Source organism: Paenibacillus alginolyticus DSM 5050 = NBRC 15375 (assembly GCF_000422905.1).
GTDB lineage: Bacteria > Bacillota > Bacilli > Paenibacillales > NBRC-103111 > Paenibacillus_E > Paenibacillus_E alginolyticus.
Genome location: NZ_AUGY01000080.1, coordinates 13609 through 38506, shown reverse-complemented (window position 1 = coordinate 38506; position 24898 = coordinate 13609). Strand labels below are relative to the sequence as shown.

21 protein-coding genes, 1 pseudogene and 2 riboswitches are annotated in these 24898 nt (G+C 46.6%); of the genes and pseudogenes, 17 read left to right on the top strand and 5 right to left on the bottom strand.

Features of this window, described 5'->3' with window-relative positions:
• Positions 1-7 precede the first annotated feature (7 nt).
• From G519_RS0128805 to G519_RS49380, 6 genes and pseudogenes are all read left to right on the top strand, one after another.
• Positions 8-199 (top strand): ATP-binding protein, encoded by a 192-nt coding sequence (locus G519_RS0128805; protein ID WP_409372012.1) that lies wholly within the window; start codon positions 8-10, stop codon positions 197-199.
• Positions 200-336: 137 nt separating this feature from the next.
• Positions 337-1221, top strand: a pseudogene (gene tnpC / locus G519_RS45060) (IS66 family transposase); the annotation flags it as partial.
• A 363-nt stretch (positions 1222-1584) separates the two neighbouring features.
• On the top strand, positions 1585-1794 hold the full coding sequence (locus G519_RS0128795) for a hypothetical protein (protein WP_029197625.1): 210 nt from the start codon (positions 1585-1587) through the stop codon (positions 1792-1794).
• A gap of 123 nt (positions 1795-1917) precedes the next feature.
• Complete coding sequence (locus G519_RS49385; RefSeq protein WP_084160392.1) at positions 1918-2085, top strand: S-layer homology domain-containing protein; 168 nt, start codon at positions 1918-1920, stop codon at positions 2083-2085.
• A gap of 708 nt (positions 2086-2793) precedes the next feature.
• Complete coding sequence (locus tag G519_RS0128785) at positions 2794-4101, top strand: AAA family ATPase (RefSeq protein ID WP_029197624.1); 1308 nt, start codon at positions 2794-2796, stop codon at positions 4099-4101.
• 3 nt (positions 4102-4104) lie between these two features.
• On the top strand, positions 4105-4449 hold the full coding sequence (locus G519_RS49380) for a hypothetical protein (RefSeq protein ID WP_051253781.1): 345 nt from the start codon (positions 4105-4107) through the stop codon (positions 4447-4449).
• Between the two features lie 572 nt (positions 4450-5021).
• Here the strand turns inward: G519_RS49380 and G519_RS45050 are convergent.
• Complete coding sequence (locus G519_RS45050; protein ID WP_051253779.1) at positions 5022-6371, bottom strand: APC family permease; 1350 nt, start codon at positions 6369-6371, stop codon at positions 5022-5024.
• Positions 6372-6458: 87 nt separating this feature from the next.
• Positions 6459-6562: riboswitch (guanidine-I (ykkC/yxkD leader) on the bottom strand.
• A gap of 192 nt (positions 6563-6754) precedes the next feature.
• Positions 6755-6853: riboswitch (guanidine-I (ykkC/yxkD leader) on the top strand.
• 70 nt (positions 6854-6923) lie between these two features.
• On the opposite strand from G519_RS45050, the gene G519_RS0128770 reads away from it, so the two are divergent.
• The 7 genes from G519_RS0128770 to G519_RS52535 all read left to right on the top strand — a co-directional run bounded on the left by G519_RS0128770 (position 6924) and on the right by G519_RS52535 (position 15141).
• The gene (locus tag G519_RS0128770; protein WP_029197623.1) at positions 6924-7646 is read left to right on the top strand and encodes an urea amidolyase associated protein UAAP1; all 723 of its coding nucleotides are present in this window, start codon (positions 6924-6926) and stop codon (positions 7644-7646) included.
• The gene (locus G519_RS0128765) at positions 7647-8300 is read left to right on the top strand and encodes an urea amidolyase associated protein UAAP2 (protein WP_029197622.1); all 654 of its coding nucleotides are present in this window, start codon (positions 7647-7649) and stop codon (positions 8298-8300) included.
• Positions 8301-8355: 55 nt separating this feature from the next.
• Positions 8356-11976 (top strand): urea carboxylase, encoded by a 3621-nt coding sequence (gene uca, locus G519_RS0128760; protein WP_029197621.1) that lies wholly within the window; start codon positions 8356-8358, stop codon positions 11974-11976.
• 18 nt (positions 11977-11994) lie between these two features.
• Positions 11995-13827 carry an allophanate hydrolase gene (gene atzF / locus G519_RS0128755; protein WP_029197620.1) on the top strand — a complete coding sequence of 611 codons (1833 nt, stop codon included), beginning with the start codon at positions 11995-11997 and terminating at the stop codon, positions 13825-13827.
• 449 nt (positions 13828-14276) lie between these two features.
• Entirely contained in the window at positions 14277-14594 is a 318-nt protein-coding gene (locus tag G519_RS53115; RefSeq protein ID WP_029197619.1) for a nucleoside hydrolase, read from the top strand.
• Positions 14591-14935, top strand: a complete 345-nt coding sequence (locus G519_RS53110; RefSeq protein ID WP_029197618.1) for a nucleoside hydrolase — start codon at positions 14591-14593, stop codon at positions 14933-14935. The genes G519_RS53115 and G519_RS53110 overlap by 4 nt, the downstream gene beginning before the upstream one ends.
• Positions 14914-15141, top strand: coding sequence for a hypothetical protein (locus tag G519_RS52535; protein WP_244280264.1), 228 nt, complete (start codon positions 14914-14916; stop codon positions 15139-15141). Before G519_RS53110 ends, G519_RS52535 begins: the two co-directional genes overlap by 22 nt.
• A gap of 63 nt (positions 15142-15204) precedes the next feature.
• Here the strand turns inward: G519_RS52535 and G519_RS0128735 are convergent, their stop codons facing one another.
• Positions 15205-16401, bottom strand: coding sequence for an MFS transporter (locus G519_RS0128735; protein WP_029197616.1), 1197 nt, complete (start codon positions 16399-16401; stop codon positions 15205-15207).
• A gap of 133 nt (positions 16402-16534) precedes the next feature.
• A complete protein-coding gene (locus tag G519_RS0128730; protein WP_029197615.1) occupies positions 16535-16816 on the bottom strand; it encodes an ArsR/SmtB family transcription factor in 282 nt (93 codons plus the stop codon).
• 541 nt (positions 16817-17357) lie between these two features.
• On the opposite strand from G519_RS0128730, the gene G519_RS0128725 reads away from it, so the two are divergent.
• From G519_RS0128725 to G519_RS0128710, 4 genes are all read left to right on the top strand, one after another.
• On the top strand, positions 17358-20033 hold the full coding sequence (locus G519_RS0128725) for a YhgE/Pip domain-containing protein (RefSeq protein WP_029197614.1): 2676 nt from the start codon (positions 17358-17360) through the stop codon (positions 20031-20033).
• 69 nt (positions 20034-20102) lie between these two features.
• Entirely contained in the window at positions 20103-20645 is a 543-nt protein-coding gene (locus G519_RS0128720; protein ID WP_029197613.1) for a hypothetical protein, read from the top strand.
• Between the two features lie 206 nt (positions 20646-20851).
• The gene (locus G519_RS0128715) at positions 20852-21526 is read left to right on the top strand and encodes a phosphatase PAP2 family protein (RefSeq protein ID WP_127528110.1); all 675 of its coding nucleotides are present in this window, start codon (positions 20852-20854) and stop codon (positions 21524-21526) included.
• Entirely contained in the window at positions 21523-22704 is a 1182-nt protein-coding gene (locus G519_RS0128710) for an MGDG synthase family glycosyltransferase (protein WP_029197611.1), read from the top strand. Before G519_RS0128715 ends, G519_RS0128710 begins: the two co-directional genes overlap by 4 nt.
• 443 nt (positions 22705-23147) lie before the next feature.
• Here the strand turns inward: G519_RS0128710 and G519_RS0128705 are convergent, their stop codons facing one another.
• Entirely contained in the window at positions 23148-24056 is a 909-nt protein-coding gene (locus G519_RS0128705) for an ArsR/SmtB family transcription factor (RefSeq protein ID WP_029197610.1), read from the bottom strand.
• Positions 24057-24368: 312 nt separating this feature from the next.
• Positions 24369-24785 carry a Fic family protein gene (locus G519_RS0128700; RefSeq protein ID WP_029197609.1) on the bottom strand — a complete coding sequence of 139 codons (417 nt, stop codon included), beginning with the start codon at positions 24783-24785 and terminating at the stop codon, positions 24369-24371.
• Between the last annotated feature and the right edge of the window lie 113 nt (positions 24786-24898).

Below are 24898 nucleotides of genomic sequence, written 5' to 3'. Positions count from 1 at the left end.
CTTTCAAGTGATTGCTGCAAGTTACGAACGACGAAGCCTCATCATTACGACCAATCTCGAATTCTCCAAGTGGGGAGGCATCTTCACCGACGACCAGATGGCTGCGGCGATGATTGACCGTCTTGCTCATCACGGACAGCTCATTGTTTTTGAAGGAGAAAGTTACCGCCTTAAGCACGCATTAATGCGTCAAAAGTGACCGATTAACTGGAAATTCCACAGGGAATTTCATGATAAAACCAGGGAATTCCTGATGATAAAACCAGGGAAAAACCGATGATTATACCAGGGAAAAGCTGTTGATAAAACCAGGGAATTTCACTTGACAAAACACAGCTTTCGCTTCTCACGAATCGTATGCACGAGCATTTGCTCAGTCAAGACATTTTGCATGCGGATGAAACGACACTTCAGGTGCTGCGCGAACCGGGCAAGTCCGCAGAAGCGCAGTCGTATCTGTGGTTGTACCGAACAGGCCGCATCGGTCCACCGATCGTGCTGTACGACTACCGTCCAACACGTGGCGGTGAGAATCCCCGAAACTTCCTAGCTGGATTTGCAGGCTACCTTCACGTAGACGGTTACGCCGGTTACCACAAAGTGAAGGATGTAACGCTCATCGGATGTTGGGCACATGCACGCCGGAAATTCGATGAAGCTCTGAAGGCATTGCCTCCTTCAGACAAGCCTGAAACGGTAGCTCACCAGGGACTCCAGTTTTGTAATCAGCTATTTGCTATTGAGCGAGAGCTGAAAGATGTCACAGCGGAAGAACGGTATACCATTCGAATGGAGCGCAGTCGCCCTATTTTGGATGCTTATTTGGCATGGTTACGTCAGCAACGATCGCGAACATTGCCAAAGAGCGCACTGGGTCAAGCCATCGCTTACAGCATGAATCAATGGGACAAACTGACGGCATTCCTGAAGGATGGACGTTTGGAGATCGACAACAACCGTAGTGAGCGGGCCATTAAACCATTTGTCATCGGCCGGAAAAACTGGCTATTTGCGAATACGCCTCGCGGTGCAAGGGCTAGTAGTATAATTTACAGCGTGATCGAGACAGCGAAAGAGAATGGACTGAACCCCTTCAAATACTTGATGTACTTGTTTGAGCAGCTACCGCAGCTTCCCGATCCGAAAGATCCGGAAGCGCTGGACGGCTTGCTCCCGTGGTCGCCATCGCTACCCGTGACTTGTCGCGTGTTTAAATCTTAATAAAAATATAGACAGCCCTCAACCTAAAGACAAGGTGGGGGCTGTTTGACGCTTACAGAATAAAAATTGAGTTTAAACTTCAATCTGAATCGTTTTCGTTACAAGCGCTGTTAACAAGGAAAGAAAAGCATATCAATACCCCAGATGTTGTTTACGGAATACAATTTGTTGAAATGGACTTAAATGACAATAAACGGTTACAAGCATGTCTCAAAAATTTAGAGATCGAACGTCGTAATAAACTAGCATAGGATTGGTGCGTTAGCTGAAACCACATATGTCTGAGAACAAGCGGTTTTCTCCTGTTACTTTGCCTGTTGCTTTCGGAGTTTCCTTCGTAGAAAATATATAGGGGGGAGAAATATGAGAATTGATGGAAAGCGTAAGTGTTCGGATTGTTCGAAGGAATTTGAATGGATGTCGATTGTTGCTCAACCTGCTAGCGCACCGATCTATACGGTTGAAACAATCGATAAACCACAAGCCAGGATAGTGGAAAAGCGCGGCGACACATATTTAGTCAACATCTTTTGCTCGCATTGCAAACAACTGAATGCATTCGAACACAAATAAGGTAAATGATTGGTTGGATAGGGACTAAGGAGGCTGCCGCGGAAGCCTTTTTACATGCTCACAAAATATTCAGACCCGATGGGGAGATGCGCATCGGTGATAAGCTTTATCTTTTAGAGATCGATCGGGGAACGGAGTACCTGGAGGCTTGCTGAAATCGCTGCTGCGATCAATGCGGGTATCATCAACGGTGAAACGGATATAACAATTGGCCCGGATATGAACGCTACTCGCGCTGAATCCGCTACGATGCTGAAATGTTTCTTGAGCAAAGCAGGTTTTATTAATTAGTTTTATGAAAAATAACTGGATAAACCCACTACTTATGCAGTGGTTTTTTCATTTTCAATCCGTTTCAATTAAAGAATCATACTAACGATCAACCTGACTTATGAACAAAACACCTATTCTTATGCAGATGTCTGCCAATGATACATTATCAAGCATGCAAAAAGGCCATAGAATGTGGGTGCCATTAATTTTTCGCCGTTAGCCCCGTTAAGGTGAACCGTATCACAAATGACCCTAAAACTTTTATTTCCGAATTTGAATGAGGGCAATGTTAAAACTGTAACATGTGAGTTTCAAGTCAAACGGGCGATCCTTTAGGGGTCGCCTTATTTGTGGTAGGAGTAATTGTTAACTATCCGGTAAGCTCGATAAATTTGCTCAAAGATAATAGTTACTTATTAGTCATATAAGGTTATCGCCACTGATGCGGATCGGCAGCAGTTCATTGATCGTTTGGTTAAGAAGAATGAGCTAAAGGTATTCGCTCGAGCGATCTCTCGATCTACAATATGCTTCTAACCTTTCGACCTGTTATTGTGCACTGGAACTTCGAAGCGCTTATAAAAGGTTAGTCATGGAATCGTGCATAGAACAAGTTAATTTTGCGGTTTTTCAGCAAAATCGAATAAATAAATTGACTAATGGAAAGAATGATGCATATATTAGAAGAGTGATTTTGCGAAAATACTGCAAAATGGAGGTAATATTATGCTCCTAGAATTTAGGACAAAAAACTTCAAATCCTTTCAAGACGAATTGGTTTTCTCAATGACACCGGCACCGAAGCAAAAGGGTTTGGACTACAGCGTATTTAAGGAAAAGGTCGGTATTAAGAATTATAACAGCTTGAGTTCAGCAGTTATTTATGGTCCCAATGCATCAGGAAAAACTAATATCATCGGAGCTATGGATACGCTCAAGCACATCGTTTTAAGAGGACATATTCGGAACGTAGACACCAAGTCCAGATCTAATCCTGCCGCCAGCCAACTGGAATTGATCCCAAACAAAGGGGATACAAATAACACTCCGGTTGACTTTTCCATTAAGTTCATTGATAGTGGCTATTTGTTTGAGTACAAATTATCGCTTGATCTTGGTGTTTTTTTAGATGATGAGTACAAGCGCAGTGTCTTATCAGAAACATTTTATGTTAACGAGAAATTAGTATTTTCTCGCGGTAAAGAATTAGAGCATCTTGAGATAAGCGTTATCAAGAAATATTCATCAATGGTTAACAATAAAGAAGCCAAGGTCGCCAAAAAACTTGCTCAAAACAATTTAAATGGTGAAGAATTGTTTCTAATGAACGGCTTTAAGACGATGTTCAGTTCCAAGCTGGTAAGTATCATCAATGATTGGTTTGAAGATAAGTTCTTAGTCTTTTGTAGAGCAGATGCTTTACAAGTTCTGCCTTCTTTTTCTAAAAAGGATACGATCCTTGTTGATAAGACAGTAAATGATGCAGCAGTTCTGTTCGGGGTAAACTCAAATGCACTTGGTTACCTTACGCCTAATGAAGATGATGAACCTAAGCTATTCTCCGTATTTAACGAAAAGACAGTCGTGCATGCTGAGACGTTTGAATCATACGGCACAGTTCGTTTCGTCAATATGTTCCCAATAGTTTTAAGAGCGTTGCTTACTGGGGGGACATTAGTCATTGACGAGTTTGATGCTTCAATTCATCCGATGGCTTTGATGAACATTATTAGCATCTTCCATAGTGATGATTATAACAAACACAAAGCACAACTTATTTTTAACACTCATAACCCAATCTTTCTAAACTCCAACCTATTTAGACGAGATGAGATTAAGTTTGTAGAGCGTGACGAGGAAACGTCTCGCAGCACTCATTATTCCTTATCCGACTTCGGGACTAGCGGAGAAAAAGGGGTTAGGAACGGTAGTGATTACATGGCTAATTACTTTGTAAATCAATACGGGGCAATTAAAAATATTGATTTCACTCCTGTAATCGAGAAATTACTTGAGGACAGAGGTGTGAAATAGCTAATGCCTGATAAAAAGAAAAACAATCCCTACTGGTTCACTGTAGAGGGTGAAACAGAGCAATTGTATTTAGATCGCCTTAAACATTTGATCAATACAGCGGATGCAGCTACGCATACTGTCACTATTGAAAAGAAGGTAGAGCAACGACCAATAAAGTATGCTAAGACCGTCACAGTAATAGGCAAAGCTAAAAGGGAAATTACCCACTGGTTCGATTATGAGAGCAGCGATCCGGACCATGTTACAAAGTTTAAGAATATATTGAGTGAAATTAAGGAAAGTAACGGGTTAGGTAAGATGCTCAAGTATCATCCGGGTTATAGCAACTTAACGTTTGAATTATGATACACAAAATCGACTGCAGCTTCCTTGCGCATCGAGATCATTACCTTCGGCATATAAATAGGGCTTTTGGAGAAGAGTTTACAGAGCTTGATACCTATAAACAACGATCTAACTTCCAAAGAGTGCTTGGTAAAATATCATTGGATGATGTAAAGGCAGCAATTAGACGAGCCAAGAGTATCATGCAGCGAAATGAAGAGAATGGATTAAGACTGTTGGAGCACAAAGGTTTCAAATATTATACAGACAATCCTTCCCTCACCATTCATGAATCGGTAGAGAGGATTTTGAAGGATTGCGGACTAATGTAACATCATACTTATTCAAGATAGCGACTTGCTCAGTTCGCCTTTCTTGCTCTCAAGCCCTACAAATCGATTAATTTATTATCCGTTTTGTCAATAATGATAAAATTGCAATCTGATTCATTTTCAGTTTTCAGCAAAGTTTTAGGATTAGTGGTGATACACTGAACGCAACCATAAGTAAGGCAAATTGTTAGGATAAATTTCAGATGCGCGTTAAACCTTAAAAGGCCGTCAGGATGATCTTTCCTGACGGTTCTCTTTCTTCTATTCCAAAGACCCGGAAGGACGGCCGCTGCTTGTGATGATGGGCCTGCTTGCCACGGTTAGCGTACGTGCGGAACGCTTTCGAATCAAATGATACACCATGCCCGCGAGGAGCCATACGCCTCCCATCCATAGGGCATCTTTGTCGAGCAAAGACAGTAGATAGCCAATGAAACCGGCTCCGATCAACGGCATAATGAGATAGAGGAACGTCATCTTCGGTGAGCGCTGCTTATCTTTGATATATTTTTGGGCGATAACGGAGATGTTTACAAAGAAGAAGGCCGTCAATGCCCCGAAATTCACGAATTTCACAGCATTGTCAAGCGATATGACAAGAGCGAGCAGAGAGACAACGCTGACGATCACGATGTTAGTGACTGGTGTGTTGAACTTAGGATGAAGGGAACCGAACACCCGTTTAGGGAGGACGGAATCACGCCCCATCACGAAGAGGAGACGAGAAACGCTAGTTACCGATGATAAGCCTTGGGTGAAAATGGCGAGTATAAGCACGGTGATGAACACAGAGCTAAGTGCGGCTCCGCCAACGAGCTTCACGATCTCGAAACCTGCCGAATCGATATCGACGAAGGTTAGCTGTGGATAAACCAGTTGTGTTAGGAATGACGGCACCAAGTATAAAATGCTGGCTGTAATGATGATAATCATGATCGCCCGCGGAATCGTTTTCTCGGAGTTTTTGGTTTCTTCCGACATGGTTGTGACCGTGTCAAAGCCTAGAAAGGAGAAGCAGATCATCGATGCTCCGGCAAGAATGGTGGAGAAGGGGACTTCGGTTTGCAGGAATGGCTGCAGCGGATGAACATCTCCGGTGATATTTCGGAAAAGGAAAAAACAGAAGACGGCGATAAAAAGAATCTGAATCCAGACGAACAGCTTGCTGATATTTGCAGAAAACTTAATGCCAATAATATTTACGATGCCGAGGACGATATTGAGCCCAATGATCCAGACATAAGCTGGAATGGACGGGAACTGTGCGTGAAGATAGATACCGAAGGTGAGGCAAGCGATAATGGGGGAGAAGAAGTAGTCAAGAAGCAGTGCCCAGCCGACCAGGAAACCCAAGTAGGGATGGATGCTTTTTTTCGTATAGGTGTAAGCGGAGCCTGAGGTTGGAAATGATTTGGACATGACGCCATAGCTGTACGCGGTAAAGAAGATGGCAACGAAAGCAAGCAGGTAAGCTTGAGTCAGCATGCCATGTGCGTTTTCATAAGCAATGCCATAGATGGAGAAATATATCATAGGCGTCATCCATGCCAACCCCATGTAAACGACTTGGGATAGGTTTAAAGATTTGCGCAGTGTGACTTCTGATTTCATGATATTGACACTCCCTTATCCTTGTTTTCCAGTGATCGTACGGAGCGTGTATGCAAAAAAGCCAAGGAGATATCTATGAAACAGATATCCTCCCGGGCTTTTATCCCTCCGTGAACACAGGGTTAGCTGTGCGTTTTCTCTTGGACCAGACCAAGACTTCTTGCACTCGCGGAACCCTAGAAAACCATGTATGTGATGAATCATTACTTACCTATTAGTTATAAAGGGTCTTTTACTTTCTCATGTTAGATATCAGTTTTATGTGTAAGTTAATATAACACAAAAATAATCATATGAGAAGTATTTTAGTTAAAAGCAGGAATTAATCTAGAAGTTATTGACACATACCATTAACGATGTTATGTTTAGTGACATAAACGAATATGATTGTTTACTAGGGTTCCGCCGGTCATGACCGGGCTGGTCCGAGAGTAAACCGCTCTTGTAGAAGAGCGCCACGGAAGGATAAAAACCTGGGAGATATCACCAAGACATTTGAGTCTTGTGATGTCTCCCTTTTTGTTTAACGACATATCGAAGGAGATGGGTGGCATGGATAACATTTGGAGCAAGACAATAGGGCCAGGCGGCAAGTGGTCAGGGGCAGTTGGTAGAGGGAAGTTGATTCGTTTTACGGCACTGGAGGAGGGCGCGAATGTGTCTATACAAGTGTTCCACGCGAGGGATCTTACAGAGCGCTACAATATGCCGGATACGCTGAAAGCCCAGCATACAGCCCATTTGACACGCGGAAACGTGCTGATGAGTGACAACGGCCGAGCGTTAGTGAGCATCGTGGAGGACAGTATCGGTTGGCATGATCCGCTTGGCGGTTATACAACCCGTGCGGCTACGGATGCCAAGTATGGGATGACGAATTTCCAAGAGCAGCGGAATGAGTGGCTGCGGAGCGGGCAGGAGAACTTCGCGGTAGAGCTGATACGTAATGGTCTCAGCATGCGCGATATGATGCCGGTTGTGAATTTATTTTCCAAAGTGTTTTGTGATGACAATGGGGATATGCATTTTAGCGCGACTCATTGCCCTGCGGGTGCAACGGTTACGCTGCGTACGGAATTAGATGCCTTGCTCGTCTTATCGAACACACCGAACCCACTAGATCCAAGATCAACGTATCCGTCTGTCCCTGTCAAAATGGAGGTGCTTTCCGCATCGCCTGTGGGTGAAGATGATTATTGCTTGAATTACCGCCCGGAAAATCGCCGAGCTTTTGAAAATACATGGGAATATCACACGCTGTTAGGAGGAATTTAAATGGCTGTTTTTAATCGAGTAGAAAGCCCTCGCCTCACCCAGGATGCCATCTATAGCGAAGTTATTCAAGCGGGAGACGGTTGGATGCGGGTTTTGAAGCCAGGGCAGGTGCTGCGCATTGTCGATCTGGAAGGGAACCAGGCCGCAGACACGTTGTTTTATGATGCAGAGAACCCGGAAGATCATTATAGTGCGGTTGCGACCATTGCAGGTCAAAGTAACATTTATCTCAGCACAGGCTCTGTCCTACGGGCAGAATCCGGTAAGGCATTGCTTGAAATCGTAGCCGACACCTGCGGGCGCCATGATACGGTTGGAGGTTCATGCTCGGCTCAAAGCAATACGGTACGCTACTCGCACGATAAGCTGTCGATGCACAATTGCCGAGATACGTTTATGCTGCAGCTTGCTCAGCGCGAAAGCGGAGCGTATACGAAGCGGGATTTGGCTCCGAATATTAACTTCTTTATGAATGTACCTGTGACACCGGATGGTGGACTGAAGTTCGATGATGGTGTTTCCGCTCCGGGCTGCTATGTAGAGGTCCAGTCGCTAGGCAGCTCTATGGTGCTTATCAGCAACTGTCCGCAGCTTAATAATCCTTGTAATGCCTATAATCCGACGCCGATTCAGGTTCTTATTTGGGAGAAGTAAGTTCCTTTGCTTAAGAGGATATAGATGATCTACGAAATTCTAAGGGGTGTGGACGATGTTTACTAAAGTGCTGATTGCTAATCGTGGCGCTATCGCTGTACGTATTGAGCGTACTTTACGCAAGCTCGGGGTTAAATCCGTTGCTGTATATACAGGGGCAGATCAAGATAGTTTACATGTGGATGGCGCGGATGAAGCTGTTCTGATCGGGGGAGGACCGGCGAAGGAAAGCTATTTGAATACAGAGTTGATTTTGAAAACAGCGCTGGAAACCGGTGCGCAAGCGATTCATCCCGGTTACGGCTTTCTGAGTGAAAATGCTGATTTCGCTCGTGCTTGCCGTGAGAATGGCATAGTGTTTATTGGTCCTACGCCGGAGCAAATGGAAATGTTCGGACTCAAACATTCTGCGCGGGAGATCGCTGAAAGAGCCGGCGTACCGTTGCTGCCCGGAACACCGCTGATTACAGAACTAGATGAAGCGTTAGTTGAAGCTGCGCGTATTGGTTACCCTGTTATTCTTAAAAGCACAGCAGGCGGCGGCGGCATTGGGATGCGCGTCTGCGCTGATGAAGCAACACTAAGAGCCGCATATGATGCCGTCCGCCATTTGGCAGAGACGAACTTCAAAAACGGCGGCATGTTTCTCGAAAAATATATCGAGAGAGCGCGTCACGTTGAAGTACAAATTTTCGGCAATAACTTCGGTGAAGTGGTTACGCTCAGTGAGCGCGATTGTTCCATACAACGCCGTAATCAGAAAGTCATTGAAGAAAGTCCGGCTCCGAATCTGTCGGATGAAGTGCGTGAGGCGATGTTCGCCTCGGCGAAGCGTCTTGCTGCTGAAGTGGGCTATCGCAGTGCGGGAACCGTGGAATATCTTTATGATCCGGAGACGTGTGAGTTTTACTTCCTTGAGGTTAATACAAGACTTCAGGTTGAGCACGGTGTGACGGAAGAAGTGCTGGGTATTGATCTTGTCGAGTGGATGGTGCTTGAAGCGGCTAACGAGCTTACAAATATTCAATCGCTTATCCGTAAGCCGGTAGGGCACAGCATTCAGGCGCGGATTTATGCGGAGGACTGCCTCCAGCAGTTCCGTCCGAGTGCAGGGCAGTTGGATCGGGCGGTCTTCTCTGAAAAAGCAAGAAATGAGACGTGGGTCAGGGACGGGTTGACTGTAACGACGCTATACGATCCGATGCTGGCTAAAATTATTGTCCACGGTGTAGACCGTTTGGACGCCATTCGTAAATTGATCGAAGCGTTAGCGGAAACGCGCATGTATGGAATTACAACGAATTTGCAGTATTTGCAGGCTCTTCTTCAAGAGAAAGATTGCGTAGACGGGAACGTCTTCACGCAATTGTTGAATACGTTCGAGCCCGTGGAACGGGCTTTGGAAGTTGTAGACGGCGGAATCCAAACCACCGTTCAGGACTTTCCGGGCCGCATCCGCCACTGGGACGTGGGTGTACCCCCTTGCGGACCGATGGATCCGCTATCGTTTCGTATCGGCAATAAGCTGCTTGGCAACGCTGACGATGCCTGCGGATTGGAAATGACGCTGCGCGGAGGTTCTTATAAGTTCCGCAACGATATGTGGTTCTGCGTCACTGGCGCCGATATGCAAGCAGAGCTGGATGGAACGGCTATTGTAACGTATAAGCCGGTGTTGGCGGCTCGCGGTCAAGTGCTGAGCTTCGGCGAGGCAAAAGAAGGTATGCGCACTTATCTTCTGATCGGCGGTGGCTTGGATATGCCGAAAATTCTCGGCAGCTCATCCACGTTTACGCTGGGCGGCTTCGGTGGTCATGGCGGTAGAGCACTGCGTACGGGTGATGTGCTGGGTGTGAATGAAGGCGGAAGTCCCGTTCAAGAGGCGGCTGACCTTGCTCTGGAACATCGTCCTGTGATGACGCGAGAGTGGACGATTGGTGTGATCCCTGGACCTCATTGCACAGGTGAGTTTTTGCACGCAGAATACTTGGATCAATTGACGGAAACGAGTTGGGAAGTTCATTTTAACTCCTCGAGGACAGGGGTTCGTTTGAAGGGACCTGCACCGCTGTGGACGCGTGAAGATGGCGGGGAAGCGGGGCTTCATCCATCCAATATTCACGATAATGCTTATGCGGTCGGTACGCTGGATTTGACGGGGGATATGCCTATTCTTCTTGGACCGGATGGCCCGAGTCTTGGCGGTTTCGTGTGTCCGGTGACGACGGCTTCGGCTGAGTTTTGGAAGCTGGGGCAGCTTCATCCAGGGGATACCATTCGATTCCATTTACTGACACTTCCAGAAGCAGAAGCCTTGCGCGATTTGCAGGAAAGTAATTTGCGTGCAATTGGTGAGGGGGATTTCGGACGGCTGGTGCTCGAACAGCTCTCCGTTGTGAATGAGGAGATTACGCCGGAATATCCGCGTCTTTTCCAAGAATCTGCTAATCGCAGATTTCCAATTACGATCCGCTGCTGCGGCGATCAGAATTTACTTGTTGAGTATGGCGAGCTTGAATTGGATTTGCTGCTGCGCTTCCAAGTGCAGGCTTTGATGCAGGCGATTGTGGAAAGCGGCTCGATTCCGGTGCTGGATTTAACGCCGGGGATTCGCTCCTTGCAAATTCACATTGATCCTTCACAAATCACGGTAAGTGAAGCGTGTAAGAAAATTGTAGAGATTGACGCAGCTCTGCCTCCTTTGGAAGAGTTCCGCGTGCCTTCACGTATTGTTCGTTTGCCGTTATCTTGGGATGATCCTGCAACACAACTGGCGATTCAGCGTTATCAACAAGGGGTGCGTCCAGATGCGCCGTGGTGTCCGAGCAACCTGGAATTCATTCAACGCATTAATGGTTTAGATACAATTGATGATGTTAAAAAGATTGTTTATGACGCTAATTATTTGGTACTTGGATTAGGTGATGTGTATTTGGGGGCTCCTGTAGCTACGCCTGTGGACCCGCGTCATCGCCTAGTCACAACGAAATATAACCCGGCACGAACATGGACACCGGAAAATGCTGTTGGTATCGGCGGTGCTTACATGTGTGTGTATGGGATGGAAGGCCCTGGTGGATATCAATTCGTAGGACGTACGATTCAAATGTGGAATCGCCTGCGTCTGGCGGAGAGCTTCAAGGCGGGTAAACCCTGGTTGTTAAGGTTCTTTGATCAAATCCAATTCTACGAGGTCAGCGCTGAGGAATTGCTTCAACTGCGTGAAGACTTCCCAAGAGGCAGATATGAAGCGGATATTCAAGAAACGACCTTTGATTTAGGTGAATATTTGCAATTCCTAAGCTCCATCGAAGAGAGTACGGAAACTTTTCGGAAGCAGCAGCAAATTGCTTTTAAAGAAGAGCGGGAGAGCTGGAAGGCGAAGGGATTGGCTGAGTACGTATCCGAACAGGAGACTGTCAATGAAGGACCGGAAGATGAGCTGCCGGCAGGAACTGTTGCTGTACGCGGTATTATGCCGGGAAGTGTGTGGAAGCTTCTTGTATCTCAGGGTGACCAAGTGAAGAAGGGCGATCAATTGGCAATCCTCGAAAGTATGAAAATGGAGTTCCCACAGAATGCGCCTTGTGATGGCTATGTTTCTATGATTGGGGTGAAGCCTGGAGATCAAGTTCATGCAGGTCAGTTGATTCTCGGTATTGCACAATCTGCTTAAGGAGAGAGGTGTCTGTAGATGACTGAAAGTATCGAAGTAGCAAAGGAATTAACTATCAAGTGGCTTCGAGATAAGTATGAAAAAGAGAAATTAACTCCTCAGGAAGTGATGGCAGCTATTGTGCAGCGCTCTTCAGATGATGTGGATATGAATATTTGGATTACACCGCCGACGATGGATGTCATTCAGCCTTACCTAGGAAGATTAAAAACGGTTTCTATGGCTGATGCGCCGCTGTGGGGAATTCCTTTTGCGATCAAGGATAACATTGATCTGGCTGGGGTGCCGACGACAGCTGGCTGCGCGGAGTATGCGTATACGCCGGCGGAGCACTCAGGCGTCGTGGAGAGAATGATTGCCGCAGGAGCTATTCCGGTCGGCAAGACGAACTTGGATCAATTCGCGACCGGGCTTGTTGGCGCGAGAAGTCCTTACGGCGACGCGCATAATGCGCTTCGCCCGGAACTGATCAGCGGAGGCTCGAGCTCCGGCTCAGCCGTCTCGGTAGCTCGTGGCCAAGCGGCGTTCTCGCTTGGCACGGACACGGCAGGCTCGGGCCGCGTGCCTGCGGCTTTGAACCGATTGGTTGGCTATAAGCCGAGTCTCGGCGCCTGGCCAACCAAAGGGGTAGTGCCTGCCTGTGCGAGTTTAGACTGTGTAACTGTCTTCGCGCACAGCTTGGATGACGCGCTAGCCGTAGACGGCGTAGTGCGCGGGCTCCACGCGGATGACCCTTGGTCACGCAGTGTAACAATGGAAGCGGCTAAGCTTCCGGCCAAAGTTTTTCTGCCGGAAGGTGAGTTAGGTTTTTATGGTCCTTATGCTTCGGAGTACCGCGCTGCGTGGGACGCAGCTGTTAAGAAATTAATGGGATTAAGTGTCAAATCGAACATCCCGGTTGAATATATCGATGTAACATTGTTCGCCGAAGCGGCGGCAATTCTGTATGAGGGCCCATGGGTGGCCGAGCGTTGGGCGGCCTTGGGCAGCTTTATTGAAGCGAACCCGGGGGTGGCTTACCCGGTGACGGAGAAAATTCTCCGCTCGGGCTCCGCTGCGGAGTACGATGCGGCATCCGTGTTCCACGCGATGCATAAGCTGCAGCAGTTCAAGCTGAAAGTTCGCAAACTGCTGAAGGATGCGGTGCTTGTCATGCCTACCTGCGGGGGGACATGGACGCGCGAGCAAGTGCTGGCTGATCCTATAGCCACGAATCGGGATATGGGGCGCTACACGAATCATTGCAATCTGCTTGATTTGTGCGGAGTTGCTGTGCCGGCGGGTGATGCGGCTCCGCAGACGCCTTTTGGCATCACGTTCTTCGCGCTCGCTGAAGAGGAGAGCTTGATCTGCGGCGCAGCCGAGCAGTTCGTGGCGGGTGCTGTGGACGCCGAACTGGCATCGGCTGCTGAAGGGATTGCGCCGCGTGTTGCAGGCTCGGCGGCGGATGAGGTTGCCGTAGCAGCGGTGCCGACGACGCTGGTCGCGGTCTGTGGCTTACACATGCGCGGCTACCCGCTGGAGAAGCAAATGCTAGGCTGTGGAGCGCGGTTCATCCGGGAGGATGAGACCGCAGCGAAGTACAGCCTGGTGAAGCTGCCAACCACGCCGGCGAAGCCGGGGTTGGTAAGGCAGCAGCAGGGCGGCGCAGCCATCCTGCTGGAGGTTTGGGAAATGCCGCTGGAGGCATTCGGCGGCTTTGCAGCTGCGATCCCAGCTCCGCTGGGGATCGGGAAGGTTGAGCTCCGGGACGGCACGGAAGTCCCGGGCTTCGTTTGCGAAGCTTACGCGGCCGCAGGCGCGGAAGATGTAACAGCTTTGCTCACATGGCGCAAAGTGGTGCCTTTATAAGAGGCAGGATGCACATATCTGCCTGCTGATGAGTTGTTGGCACGACTCTGGAGTGAACGCCAACATGTATCCATGAGGACTTCCGTCATTTGGGGGAGGTCCTTTTTGGTCAGCGTTGTTTCTTAACGGAACGAGATGGTGTTATTTGATGACATTTGTGCTATTCGAAGCTAAAAACAACGGAATCAGCGCTCCTACGTTCCGCGTACCAGCCCCGTATCGGCATAATCGCCGAATTAGCGGCTCCTCGTTCCCTCTAGTGGAAGCCTATTATTGGTAAATGGCTACATATATCCATGAAGAAGCTGCCCATCTAATGTATTTATCATTTTTTGCCGCTTTCGATTATTTTCATCTCATTCTCGATGCAAGACCGCTCTGCTGTTTATAACATGTTGTATACACCGCGTTCATAAACATAGAAAGGTATGTATCGTAAGGGGGATGCGATGATAAAAAACGTTTTGTTTTTCTCCGATATGGGGGTCGATGACGCCGTCGCTCTTATGTACGCAAGCTTTACGAAGACAATTAACATTGTAGGAATTGTTTGCAGCTACGGCAATGTTCCAGTCGAGGATGCCGTGCAGAATGCACACTTTCTTATCCATTCATTAGGACTGAACGGCGTGCCGGTCATCAAAGGGGCGGAACGGCCCATGACGGGTGAGACCCCGACTTATAGTACCCAAGTCCATGGGACGCATGGGCTCGGTTCGATAGTTCCCCCCCCTTTGCATCGGAGGGGCAAAATTTTGGAATCGTGAAATCTATCCTCGAACGATATCATGGTGAACTCATCATTGTGGATGTCGGGCGACTGACTTCTCTTGCAATGGCAATGATGCTGTATGGGGATTTAATCAAGAAGGTGAAGGGATATTATATCATGGGCGGTGCCTTTCTTGTTCCCGGTAACGTTACACCAGTGGCTGAGGCGAATTTTGCTGGCGACCCAGTCGCAGCCGATCTAATCATGAGGCACGACGGCGGACCCATCTCACTGTTTCCGTTAAATGTGACCAATAAGGCGATTGTGACGCCAAGTATGAGTGATTCAATTAACCGGGTAGGTAAGGTGCCCCGATGCATGACTTGCTTCCCATGATGGCTCTTGTTAATCAAGACATGTTCCAGTGGGTGAGTCGACCGGTTCATGTTGTTACCCAAGAAGGAATCGCGAAGGGGCAAAGCATTGCCGATTTTCGACCAAATGCCACCGCCCAGCCAAATGCGATTAGGATCGCGCTAGATTTAGAATACCGACAGTTTTATTGGAGTTTTATGACTAATATGACAGATGAAAAAGGATAATCCATAGCTCCATAAGGGCCAGATTATCCTTTTTTATTTTTCTAAAACCGCTCTAAATATTTCTTATGCTCTTTGCAAAGGCTCAACTGAAGATTCAGAGGTAGCCTTGCTTCTTACACTTGATCGTCTGAAAGATAAGATCGTAATGACCATAGCAATCCCAACGCCTATCGCCCCGATCCAAGTAACAGACGCCAGAGATATCTGTCCAACTACAACGCCGCCAACGCCAGCGCCGGCAGCCATGGCAAGCTGCATAACCGAGCTGTTCAGACTGAGCATAATACCTGAAGATTCCGGAGCTAATGTAACTAAATTATATTGCTGCGTAGGTCCAGATGACCAAGCGGCGAAGGACCACAAGATAAGCAACGGAAATACGACGCTTGGTGTGTGCGCGGCTAAAGTTAACAAAATAAGGGTGATTACATGTAACAGCATACCCGACGTTAATGTTCGCTTAACTCCCCAGCGATCTGTACTGTAGCCTCCGAGTTTGGAGCCAATCAGGCTGGCAATACCGAATGCAAACAAGGCGATACTCAACGTTTTCTCACCCATACCAGTAATTGTTAAAAGATAAGGCGAAATATACGTATAGGCAATGGAATAGCCGCCTAGCCAAAAGAAACTAACCAACAAGGCCATAGCCATTTTTGGATTTTTCAAAAGAGCCAATTGTTTACGCAGCGGAACTGCCGCCTCTCCCTGTAAAGATGGAATAGTTAAGGCGATAACGACCATTGCTAGCAGACCCAGGGCGCCGATTCCGCCAAACACCATTTTCCAATCGTATGAAGCGGCGATCATTCTACCCAGCGGGACTCCAACGATCAAGGAGGCAGTGAAGCCCATGATGATAGTTGCGATCGCACTGGCCTGTCTACCTTGAGGGGCGATCATAGCCGCGATACTCAATGCGGTGACAACGACGACCTCGGCCCCAAGAGCCATCAAAACTCGAGCGCTAACGAACAGTCCGAATCCCGGCATGACAAAAGCTAAACCATTAGCGAGGACAAACAAACCAAGTGCATAAAGGAGCAGTTTACGTCGATCCCAGCCTGAGGTAAGGGCCATGATGATTGGCGTACCGATCGCGTAGACGAGAGAAAAAACAGTAATCAGTTGGCCGGCAGCCACCAATGAAATATCCAACGAGCTCGAAATTTTATCCAGAATTCCCGCTATAATGAATTCCGATGTTCCAACTAAAAAACTAAGAAGTGCTAAAATGTAAATTTTCCATGTTTTTGACATTTTGAAAGCCTCTTTCATTTAAATTTTTATATTTCTAGATATATTGGAATATGGGGTAAAAAATAATACTTTGTCGCAGATGCGAGAATGTATTTTTATATTTCTAAATATGTCGAAATAAAAAATAAAAAAATTAATCGAGCAAATAGGGCACGAATTTTTTGGCATTTTCCCAATTCACGCTGAAGTATATGAACGTTCCTTTTTTTTGGGAGTCAAGCAGTCCGCAGTCTGTTAATTGTTTCAAATGATGAGACAGTGTGGATAACGCCACTGATTCCAAACGGTTTTCCAGTTCTGCGGGGCATAAATTACTTTCTTTGATCAGCATCTCAAAAATTTTGTAGCGAGTAGGTTCGCCTAACGCTTTATGAACTTTCACCGCTTGCTTGGCTGCCAAACTGACATCAACCATTGAAGATTGCTCCTTTCTGTTGTTTCTATATTCATCGAAATAAGAATAGCATGCCTCTGTGAAAAAGTAAATATCTGCGTGTTGCCCTGCACACCGCACAGTGGGTTCATGTACGAATAACTCACATTGGTGATAATTCTTCACATAGCCTCCCTCTTTTCATCGATTTAAAAGAGCTCTTTTTGCGGAAATTCTGCTTATTCCCACCCTCGCCTTTCAACCTGCTTTCTGACCTCTGATCTTTGTCCCTCTTTTTATGACTCCAACTGATCTTATTAATCTTATCCACAAAGTTACCCACAATATCAACATGTCCACAGAGCAGGCTGTGTATAATAAAACGGACACGCTATACACATATCCACAGGGTAACTTACCCACAGCCATTACGGCTTCTAAGATTGGAGAACTACTTCAGACGGATTCCATTGTGGGGTTTCTCGATATTCTTTTGTATGTCTTTTCTTATATGGCAAATAAGTGTATGGTATCTTAGGTGTAAGGTAACATTAACCATATCGTTGAAAGTTGTGGAGGTATTATGAAGAAAATTTTGAGCATTTATTTAACGGATCTTCGGAACTTGTGGAAGGTGCCCACAGGTCTTTTTCTTATGATTGCACTAGCTATTTTGCCGTCTGTATATGCTTGGATTAACCTAGAGGCGATGTGGGATCCTTATGCGAATACGTCTGGTATCAAAATTGCTGTAACAAGCAAAGACCAGGGGGCCGTTGTCCAAGATAAAGCCATTAATATCGGTAATGAAGTTATGGATAATTTGAAAAATAATCATTCCTTGGGTTGGACATTTGTGAACGAGCAGGAGGCTCTGAATGGTGTTGAGCGAGGGGATTATTACGCAAGTTTGATCATTCCGGACGATTTTTCACGAAAAATTACAAGCATTGTGGATGGCTCAATGGAAAAGCCAGAGATTTTATACACAGTAAATGAGAAAATCAATGCGGTTGCTCCCAAAATTACGAGTAAAGGCGCTTCCAGTGTGACTGCGCAAATCAGCGAAAATTTTATTAAAACGGTGAGTACGTCTATATTGACGCGAATGAAAGCGTTGGGTATCGATTTGGAGAAAGAGCTGCCAACAATTCGAAATATGGAGTCAAGGATCTTTGATTTGGAAAAGCGCTTGCCGGAAATTACGGCTATGGGCGACAAAGCGCTTGAGATCGAGCAGAAGCTGCCCGAAATCAAGGAAAAGGGACAGAAAATCGTCGAGCTCGAGAAACGGATTCCTGAAATGGATCGGGCTGGAGATACGGTTCTAAAGATTGAGGAGCGTTGGCCGAAGATTGAAGCTGCTGCGCAAGAAGTGCTGGTCATTCAACAAAAGCTGCCGGAAATCCAGAAGGCCGCTGATCGTATTGCAGAACTGGATCAGAACTTCGGCAAGGTCGAAGAGGCACTCAACACAGCGATTGATAAATCACGCAAGGCGGACGAAATTGTTACCGCGGCCTTAAACACCCTGCCTAAAATAGAGGCTATTGCTGCGCAGGGTGGTGCATTTGCAACCCAATTGGGCAGCTTTCTACAAAATAATGATGCAGCGTTCCAAGCGCTAGCCCCTGTCGTGAAGCAGAATTTGATCTTGCTTCAGCAGACAGCGGATGCTGTAACTCAGCTTACTGGTGTGCTTCAGGATGCTAATCTTGACCCGCAGAAAGCTTTGGCTGCAATAGGTCTGCTCACGGATCGCCTTACTACTGGCGTGGCTGTCATCGACCGAACAGTCGATTTGCTTACACGCTTGAACACCTACTTGCCGAATAGTCCGCTTACGGATTCTATAAACCGTCTGAACAGTGTTAAATCCAATTTCAATAACCAACTTCAAACGTTAAGCAAGATCCAATCGGCTATTCAGCGCGGAGAGAAACCGGCGAAAGACCTTGTGGATAGTTTGAACACGTTGTCCAAAGAGGCGAGCAGCGCATTAGGCAATATCTTGTCGCGCTACGATTCGGAAATTGTTCCGAACATCACCAAGGCACTAGGGCAATTGAAATCTATCGCCCAAGACTCAGCTTCTGTGCTGCAGACACTGCAGTCCCAACTGCCGAACATCAAAGAGATTTTAGTGGACGCGCAAAGCGGCATACATTTCGCGCAAGCTCAGCTCGATATGCTGCAAAAGGATCTGCCGAATATTCGCGCGAAGGTACATGAAGCGTCAACAACCCTTCAGACCAAAATGAACGAGTTCACCAACGCAATCAATGAAGCCGCGCCGTTCGTTCGTAATGATCTCCCCAAAGTCGAGCAAAAGCTGCATGAGGCAGCAAACTTTGTACGCAACGATTTGCCGGCGGCAGAGGACGAAATTCGTAAATTATCTGATCTGTATCAGACGAAATTTCCGGAGGTAGAGAGTGCTGTCCATCTAGCGGCCAATCTTGTGCGCAATGATCTGCCGGCCTTTGAGGCGGCTGTCCGCAAGGCTGCGGATCAAATCCGTAAAGTCGAAGGCGGGGGCAGTATCGAAGAGATTCTGCGACTGCTGCAGAATGATATTCAAAAGCAAAGCGATTTCCTCGCGAATCCTGTGCTGATTAAAGAGGATAGGCGTTTTCCTATTCCGAACTATGGGTCGGCGATGTCGCCCTTTTATACAACGCTTGCCTTGTGGGTAGGAGCCATGCTGCTTGTTTCGATGATGAGAGTGGATGTGGATAACCCGGACGGCCTGCTCAAACCGCACCATATCTACTTTGGACGTATGCTCATCTTCCTGACGGTTGGATGTCTCCAAGTCATCATCGTCACGCTCGGCGATATGTACCTTTTGGGCACGTATGTTGTGGATAAGTTTTGGTTCATCATCTTTGCCATTCTCATCAGCAAAGTGTTCATAACCATCACGTACACACTAGTCTCCGTATTCGGGAACATAGGTAAAGGGATAGCGATCATTTTCCTTGTACTTCAGTTTTCCAGCTCCGGAGGCACTTTTCCGGTTAGTACAGCATCGCCTTTTTTCCAAAAGCTTAACCCGCTCGTGCCATTCACTTATGCAGTAGGTGTCATGCGCGAGGCGGTTGGTGGCATGCTGCTCTCCGTGGTGCTTAAGGATGTGTTCTTCCTCTGTGTGTTCATTGCGATTTGCTATGTCATTGCTCTAGCGCTGAAAAAGCCGCTCAGCGGCTATACGAAGAAAGTTGCGGAGAAGGCAAAGCAGACAAAGTTGATTTCTTGAAGAAAGTTCTGTAGAATTTTGCAACAATTACCAATTTGGCGCGTCTTTAGTTATAAAGGCGGTGTTAGTATGAATAAGCTAATCATATGGATTGTTCTTCTTGTTTTTCTTTTTCCTGCAAATACCTATGCGCTTTCCTGTGCGCAAATACCATCGATGGATCAGGCTTATGACCGATATGACGGTGTATTGATAGGTCTTGTTGAGGGGGGCGTTCGCAAAAAGAATAGTAATCAAATTCAAGTAACTGTCGTAAAAAGCTTTAAAGGTATTGAGGAACATACAATTAAAGTGGACGAGGACATCACATGGGGATCACTTAACGGGCCGAGTGAGAAGGGGGTGCACTATCTCTTTTTTCTAAAAAAGAATGGGAATGATTGGGTAAACCCGCTGTGCTCACCGTCCAAAAAGCTTGCCGACGCTTCCAAAGAGCTCGACTACTTGAAAGATAAAGAGATCCCCGTGAAAGAGGCTAAAGCTACAAGCGGATCTTTCATAGGAGACAATGCGTCCAAGCATTGGATTGTAATCGCCATCTTTGTTGGCTTGATCGGGGCTATCTTAGTTAGAATTCTACGTTATAAGAAGCGATCTAACAGAAATAAATAAGCATTCCCTTATCCCACTAGCCTTTCAGACTTGTGCATAGTCACAGGTCTTTTCTGTGCATGATGCCTTTTTGCAAAATAGAACTTAGACTTTGGTCTAGGTTTTTTCGCGACCTTTGGCTAACGAAAGACAGTACCTTAGTGCGTTAAGAAGTTATTGGATCTCTTTTATAATGAAGATAACGTAAAGGAGAGCGAGGAATTGATGTGAAAAAAACTTCGTGGTGGTCATATATAATGGCTTGCAGCGGCTTGCTATTGATCCCCCTGGTGGGTCTCATCTATATTCATCTGAATCAGGCGGACGGGGTGGCTTACAGCTTAGTTACTGACTTGGATCGGCAAATTCCGTTTATGAAGAGCTTCGTTATTCCTTATCTTTCTTGGTACGGGTTTCTGTTGGTTGGGTTCTTATATTTGGCTTATAAGGATCGCAGCATGTACTATAAAACACTTTTTCAGTTCATAATGGGTCTGCTTCTTTGTTATGGGGTATATGCTATATATCAGACGACTGTTCCTCGGCCGGAGCTAACCGGAAACGATTGGCTGCTGCGGATGGTGCAGTGGGTGTATCGCTCAGATCAACCGTTTAACTGTTTTCCAAGTACACATGTGTTAACTTCGTATTTAATGATGAAAGCCTATTTAAGATCAACAGCTATATCTTGGCCCTATAAAATAATGGTTATGAGCATGTCATTGCTCATTATTGTATCGACGCTGCTCGTGAAGCAGCATGTTCTTCTGGACATTTTGGGGGCAGTCCTGGTTTCTGAAGGAGTCGTGTACGTCGTGGAACGTTTTAGAAGTGGTTTATTGAAAGAATCGGTGGCTGTGAATACGCAGCAGCGAAAGTTCGAAGGGGGACTTAGAAGATGAAACATAGGGACAAACTATTAATCCTGACAGGCAGCCTAGGGGACGGGCATAATAAAGCAGCGCAGGCGATTCTGGAAGCTGCACGGTTTTATAAACCGGATGTGGACGTGAAAGTGGTTGATTTCCTGGAGTGGACGCATCCTTACCTGCATTCAGTGGGCAAATACTGCTATATGCAGTGGGTGAAAAGTCTGCCTTCGGTTTACGGGTATTTGTACCGCAAGACGCGAGAGGATAATACATTGTCTCATATGTTTAAAAAGATGAAATCGTTCAGCACGGATAGGATGCTGGAACTGCTGCAAGAAGAGGAACCGACGGAAGTGGTGTGCACCTTTCCAGGGGCTGCAGCGGCGATGTCGTATTTAAAATGTAACGGTTTGACCACGGTGCCTACTGTGACAGTGATGACCGATTATACGGATCATAGTTACTGGGTTCATCCCGGTACGGATCGTTATCTCGTTGGTGCCGAGCATGTGAAGCAATCGCTTCTGCGTTACCGGATTCCGGAGCAGCGTATTGTGGTGACGGGTATTCCGATTCGGATGCCTTTCACACAAACGTATGATCGCAATGAGCTCCGTGATAAGCATGGTTTACAGCGTGATATGCCTACCGTGTTGGTGATGGGCGGCGGGCATGGTTTGATTGGCAAGCAGTTCAAGTCTGTGCTGCAATCAGACGATTTGGCGGTGCCGGTGCAGTTTGTGTTCGTATGCGGACGCAACGAGAAGCTGAAGCAGCAGCTAGAGGAAGAGCTTGGCGGCGAGAAAACGCGTCATCGCGTGATGGTAACAGGCTTCGTGGATCATGTCCACGAGCTGATGGCTTTATCCGATCTGATCGTGACGAAGCCGGGAGGACTCACCGTATCCGAGGCGCTCGCGCTCGAGCTACCGATGATGCTGTACAAGCCGATACCTGGACAAGAGCAGGATAATGCGGCATTTCTTGTTGGCCTTGGAGCAGCGATTGAAGTGAAGAATGCGGGTGAGCTGAAAAGACAATTGCTTGAGGTTATCGCCAACCAGTCTTTGCTGGTGAAACTTAAGAAGAATGCTAAGCTTAGTCGGCAGAACCGAGATGCTCTTCACACGCTGAATGCGATATTGGATACTCGCCATCATTTCATCCCTGCACTAGATGGCTTGCAGCTAGCCTATGCGAATGTGTGATAAGTTGGATCATCATCAACCATCGATGTAAAGTTAGTTTTGTTTTGGAAGCACGTTTCTCCCTCTTTTTCCCCTTCGAAAAGCACCGTACTTTGGCTCAAATTGTACAAGTGCTTTTTTGCTGTCAAGTTTAGTGTCAATATGGGGAGGTGTATATTTATTTTGAAATATATTTGTGGATGGGGGATTTACTTGACATTTTATTTTTGTCAATTTAAGTGGGGAGCCCAGTGGAAATTGGCCGACATTTAATTGTCGCTACTACTTGCGACTCGCCGGTTGTGCTAAGGCTGGCACTACGGCAAGTACCGCGGTCGGCACCCCTGCGAGCTCCACTGGCAGCACCTCTGCCAGTACCCGGCCGAAGCCCCGTAGCACCTCGGCCAGCGACCCTACCTTTCGCCCCGCGCTGCAACCTACGGGGGCTCATTAGCTATTTGATCCTACTTGTCCTCATGCATTGTAACTACGATATCTTGCTCATAGTTTCCAAATTGCTTGCCGAACAAAGTAATGCCGCCGCAGTTTGTGGAGTCTTCTAAGGATGCAATTCGAAAATGGATGTCTTTTGCGAAAGAAATATTTAAGTCTTGGATGGTGACGTCAGAAATCTTCGTTCCGTCCAAGAAAGAGCCTTGCGGATTGACGGTGATGATTTTCAAAAGACCGTGCTGAGTGAAACCATTTCCCCACCAATCCGGGGATAGCACGCCTCTTTGTTTTCCAAAATCGCCAGGGCTTGTCCACTGACCTAGTGGAATCTCGTTGATAAAGAATGAAATATCGGACGGCCAATTCTCGTTAAATCCCGGGGCCTCAGAACAGATTTCAAAAGAAATTTCCATCGAACGAAGCTTCTGATTGCTGTGAAAAAAGTTAGGGATTCTATATTCAACATAGCCACTCCCGAACCAAAGGATGCCTGCATGCACATGTTGGGGATCAGAGAAATATCTGGGGTCATCAATGACGCCGATGATTTGCGTAGGCGAAGCCAGACCGCACGTAGGTTTCACCTCAAAGGATGAGTATTGGCCAACCGGAATTGATATCGTATTCGTCGGATGTTCATACGGCTTCTTTGCTTTGAACTGAAGCATCGCTTGCTCGAGCTGCAAATAACATACTTTCTGTGTCCCACGAACACCGGTCATACTTTCAGACGTAACAATTCCGGCCTGTTCTAGCTTCTGGATATGCTTAGTCACGATGGCAGATGAAATCTCCAGCCGCTGTGATAATTGTTTAATGTTCAAAGGTTCTTCACCCAGCAGCTCAATGATTTTCACGCGGGTTTCCGAAGAGAAACATTCTAAGAAGTACATATTTTTGGTAGAAACCTCAATTTGCATAGTGGAACCTCATTCTAATGTTTTTATTCATTGTATAACTTGTAAGTTAATTAAACAATGTTAAAACAGTGTTCGTACACATGTTTTGCTCAACTTGCACAGCATTGTTGTACTTTGTGAATCGTAGCAGGGCTACAGATTGGACTGATATAAACTTGTGGATCCTCAATCGGAGGGTACCAGATTGGTGGAGCCTGCTCATCGGCAAGATGCCAAGTAAAGTTGCCCCGATTTGATGCATGTCTGGAACGTGGTTGCTCGATACTGATTGTCCCCAACTAGTATTAAACGATAAGGCATCAACCCATACCATTAAATCAAATGCTGCCAAGCACCTTCCTTCAACTCATAGTAACAGGCATATTTGTCGCACGTTATGGATCGCAGGATGCCTTTTTCGACTAAACCATATAGCCATTTGCGTGCTGTCCGAAAATTTACATCACTATGCAGGATGATATCCTTAGGGCGAATTGGCTTTCCTAAGTTTACTGCTAACCTGAGGACTTCCTTTTCTTCTGGAGAGATAGAGGTGGTTGCTAAATTGCGGAGGAGATGAGGTCCGATGACCAGCAGGTTGTCGAAGTTTCCAAATAGCGGCCACCACACCAGTTGGAGCAGCAGCTTTTCCGCATAATTGTGTCCCCTCATTAAACGCCCCTTTCTTTCACCGCTTCTGCGAGCATGATGGTTTTCTATAAACAATTGATGTGCCTGTTCAAATGGCATTTGGCAATTGCCTCCTTATAAAAGAATAAAAAAACGCCCTTGCGCCACAGGGCTCAAGAACGTTCTTCGTCTAACGAAATTATAACAATATCCGGTAGATAGTGGAGTTGAAT

What these genes read in the sequence shown, in the direction of transcription:
- uca (WP_029197621.1), top strand. Translation starts at nt 8,356, where the DNA reads ATGTTTACTAAAGTGCTGATTGCTAATCGTGGCGCTATCGCTGTACGT.
- G519_RS0128730 (WP_029197615.1), bottom strand. Translation starts at nt 16,816, where the DNA reads ATGGTTGATGTCAGTTTGGCAGCCAAGCAAGCGGTGAAAGTTCATAAA.
- G519_RS45050 (WP_051253779.1), bottom strand. Translation starts at nt 6,371, where the DNA reads ATGAAATCAGAAGTCACACTGCGCAAATCTTTAAACCTATCCCAAGTC.
- G519_RS0128720 (WP_029197613.1), top strand. Translation starts at nt 20,103, where the DNA reads ATGAATAAGCTAATCATATGGATTGTTCTTCTTGTTTTTCTTTTTCCT.
- G519_RS0128700 (WP_029197609.1), bottom strand. Translation starts at nt 24,785, where the DNA reads ATGCCATTTGAACAGGCACATCAATTGTTTATAGAAAACCATCATGCT.
- G519_RS0128725 (WP_029197614.1), top strand. Translation starts at nt 17,358, where the DNA reads ATGAAGAAAATTTTGAGCATTTATTTAACGGATCTTCGGAACTTGTGG.
- G519_RS0128705 (WP_029197610.1), bottom strand. Translation starts at nt 24,056, where the DNA reads ATGCAAATTGAGGTTTCTACCAAAAATATGTACTTCTTAGAATGTTTC.
- G519_RS0128710 (WP_029197611.1), top strand. Translation starts at nt 21,523, where the DNA reads ATGAAACATAGGGACAAACTATTAATCCTGACAGGCAGCCTAGGGGAC.
- G519_RS0128770 (WP_029197623.1), top strand. Translation starts at nt 6,924, where the DNA reads ATGGATAACATTTGGAGCAAGACAATAGGGCCAGGCGGCAAGTGGTCA.
- G519_RS0128785 (WP_029197624.1), top strand. Translation starts at nt 2,794, where the DNA reads ATGCTCCTAGAATTTAGGACAAAAAACTTCAAATCCTTTCAAGACGAA.
- G519_RS53115 (WP_029197619.1), top strand. Translation starts at nt 14,277, where the DNA reads ATGATAAAAAACGTTTTGTTTTTCTCCGATATGGGGGTCGATGACGCC.
- G519_RS0128765 (WP_029197622.1), top strand. Translation starts at nt 7,647, where the DNA reads ATGGCTGTTTTTAATCGAGTAGAAAGCCCTCGCCTCACCCAGGATGCC.
- G519_RS49380 (WP_051253781.1), top strand. Translation starts at nt 4,105, where the DNA reads ATGCCTGATAAAAAGAAAAACAATCCCTACTGGTTCACTGTAGAGGGT.
- G519_RS0128795 (WP_029197625.1), top strand. Translation starts at nt 1,585, where the DNA reads ATGAGAATTGATGGAAAGCGTAAGTGTTCGGATTGTTCGAAGGAATTT.
- G519_RS0128735 (WP_029197616.1), bottom strand. Translation starts at nt 16,401, where the DNA reads ATGTCAAAAACATGGAAAATTTACATTTTAGCACTTCTTAGTTTTTTA.
- G519_RS52535 (WP_244280264.1), top strand. Translation starts at nt 14,914, where the DNA reads ATGCATGACTTGCTTCCCATGATGGCTCTTGTTAATCAAGACATGTTC.
- atzF (WP_029197620.1), top strand. Translation starts at nt 11,995, where the DNA reads ATGACTGAAAGTATCGAAGTAGCAAAGGAATTAACTATCAAGTGGCTT.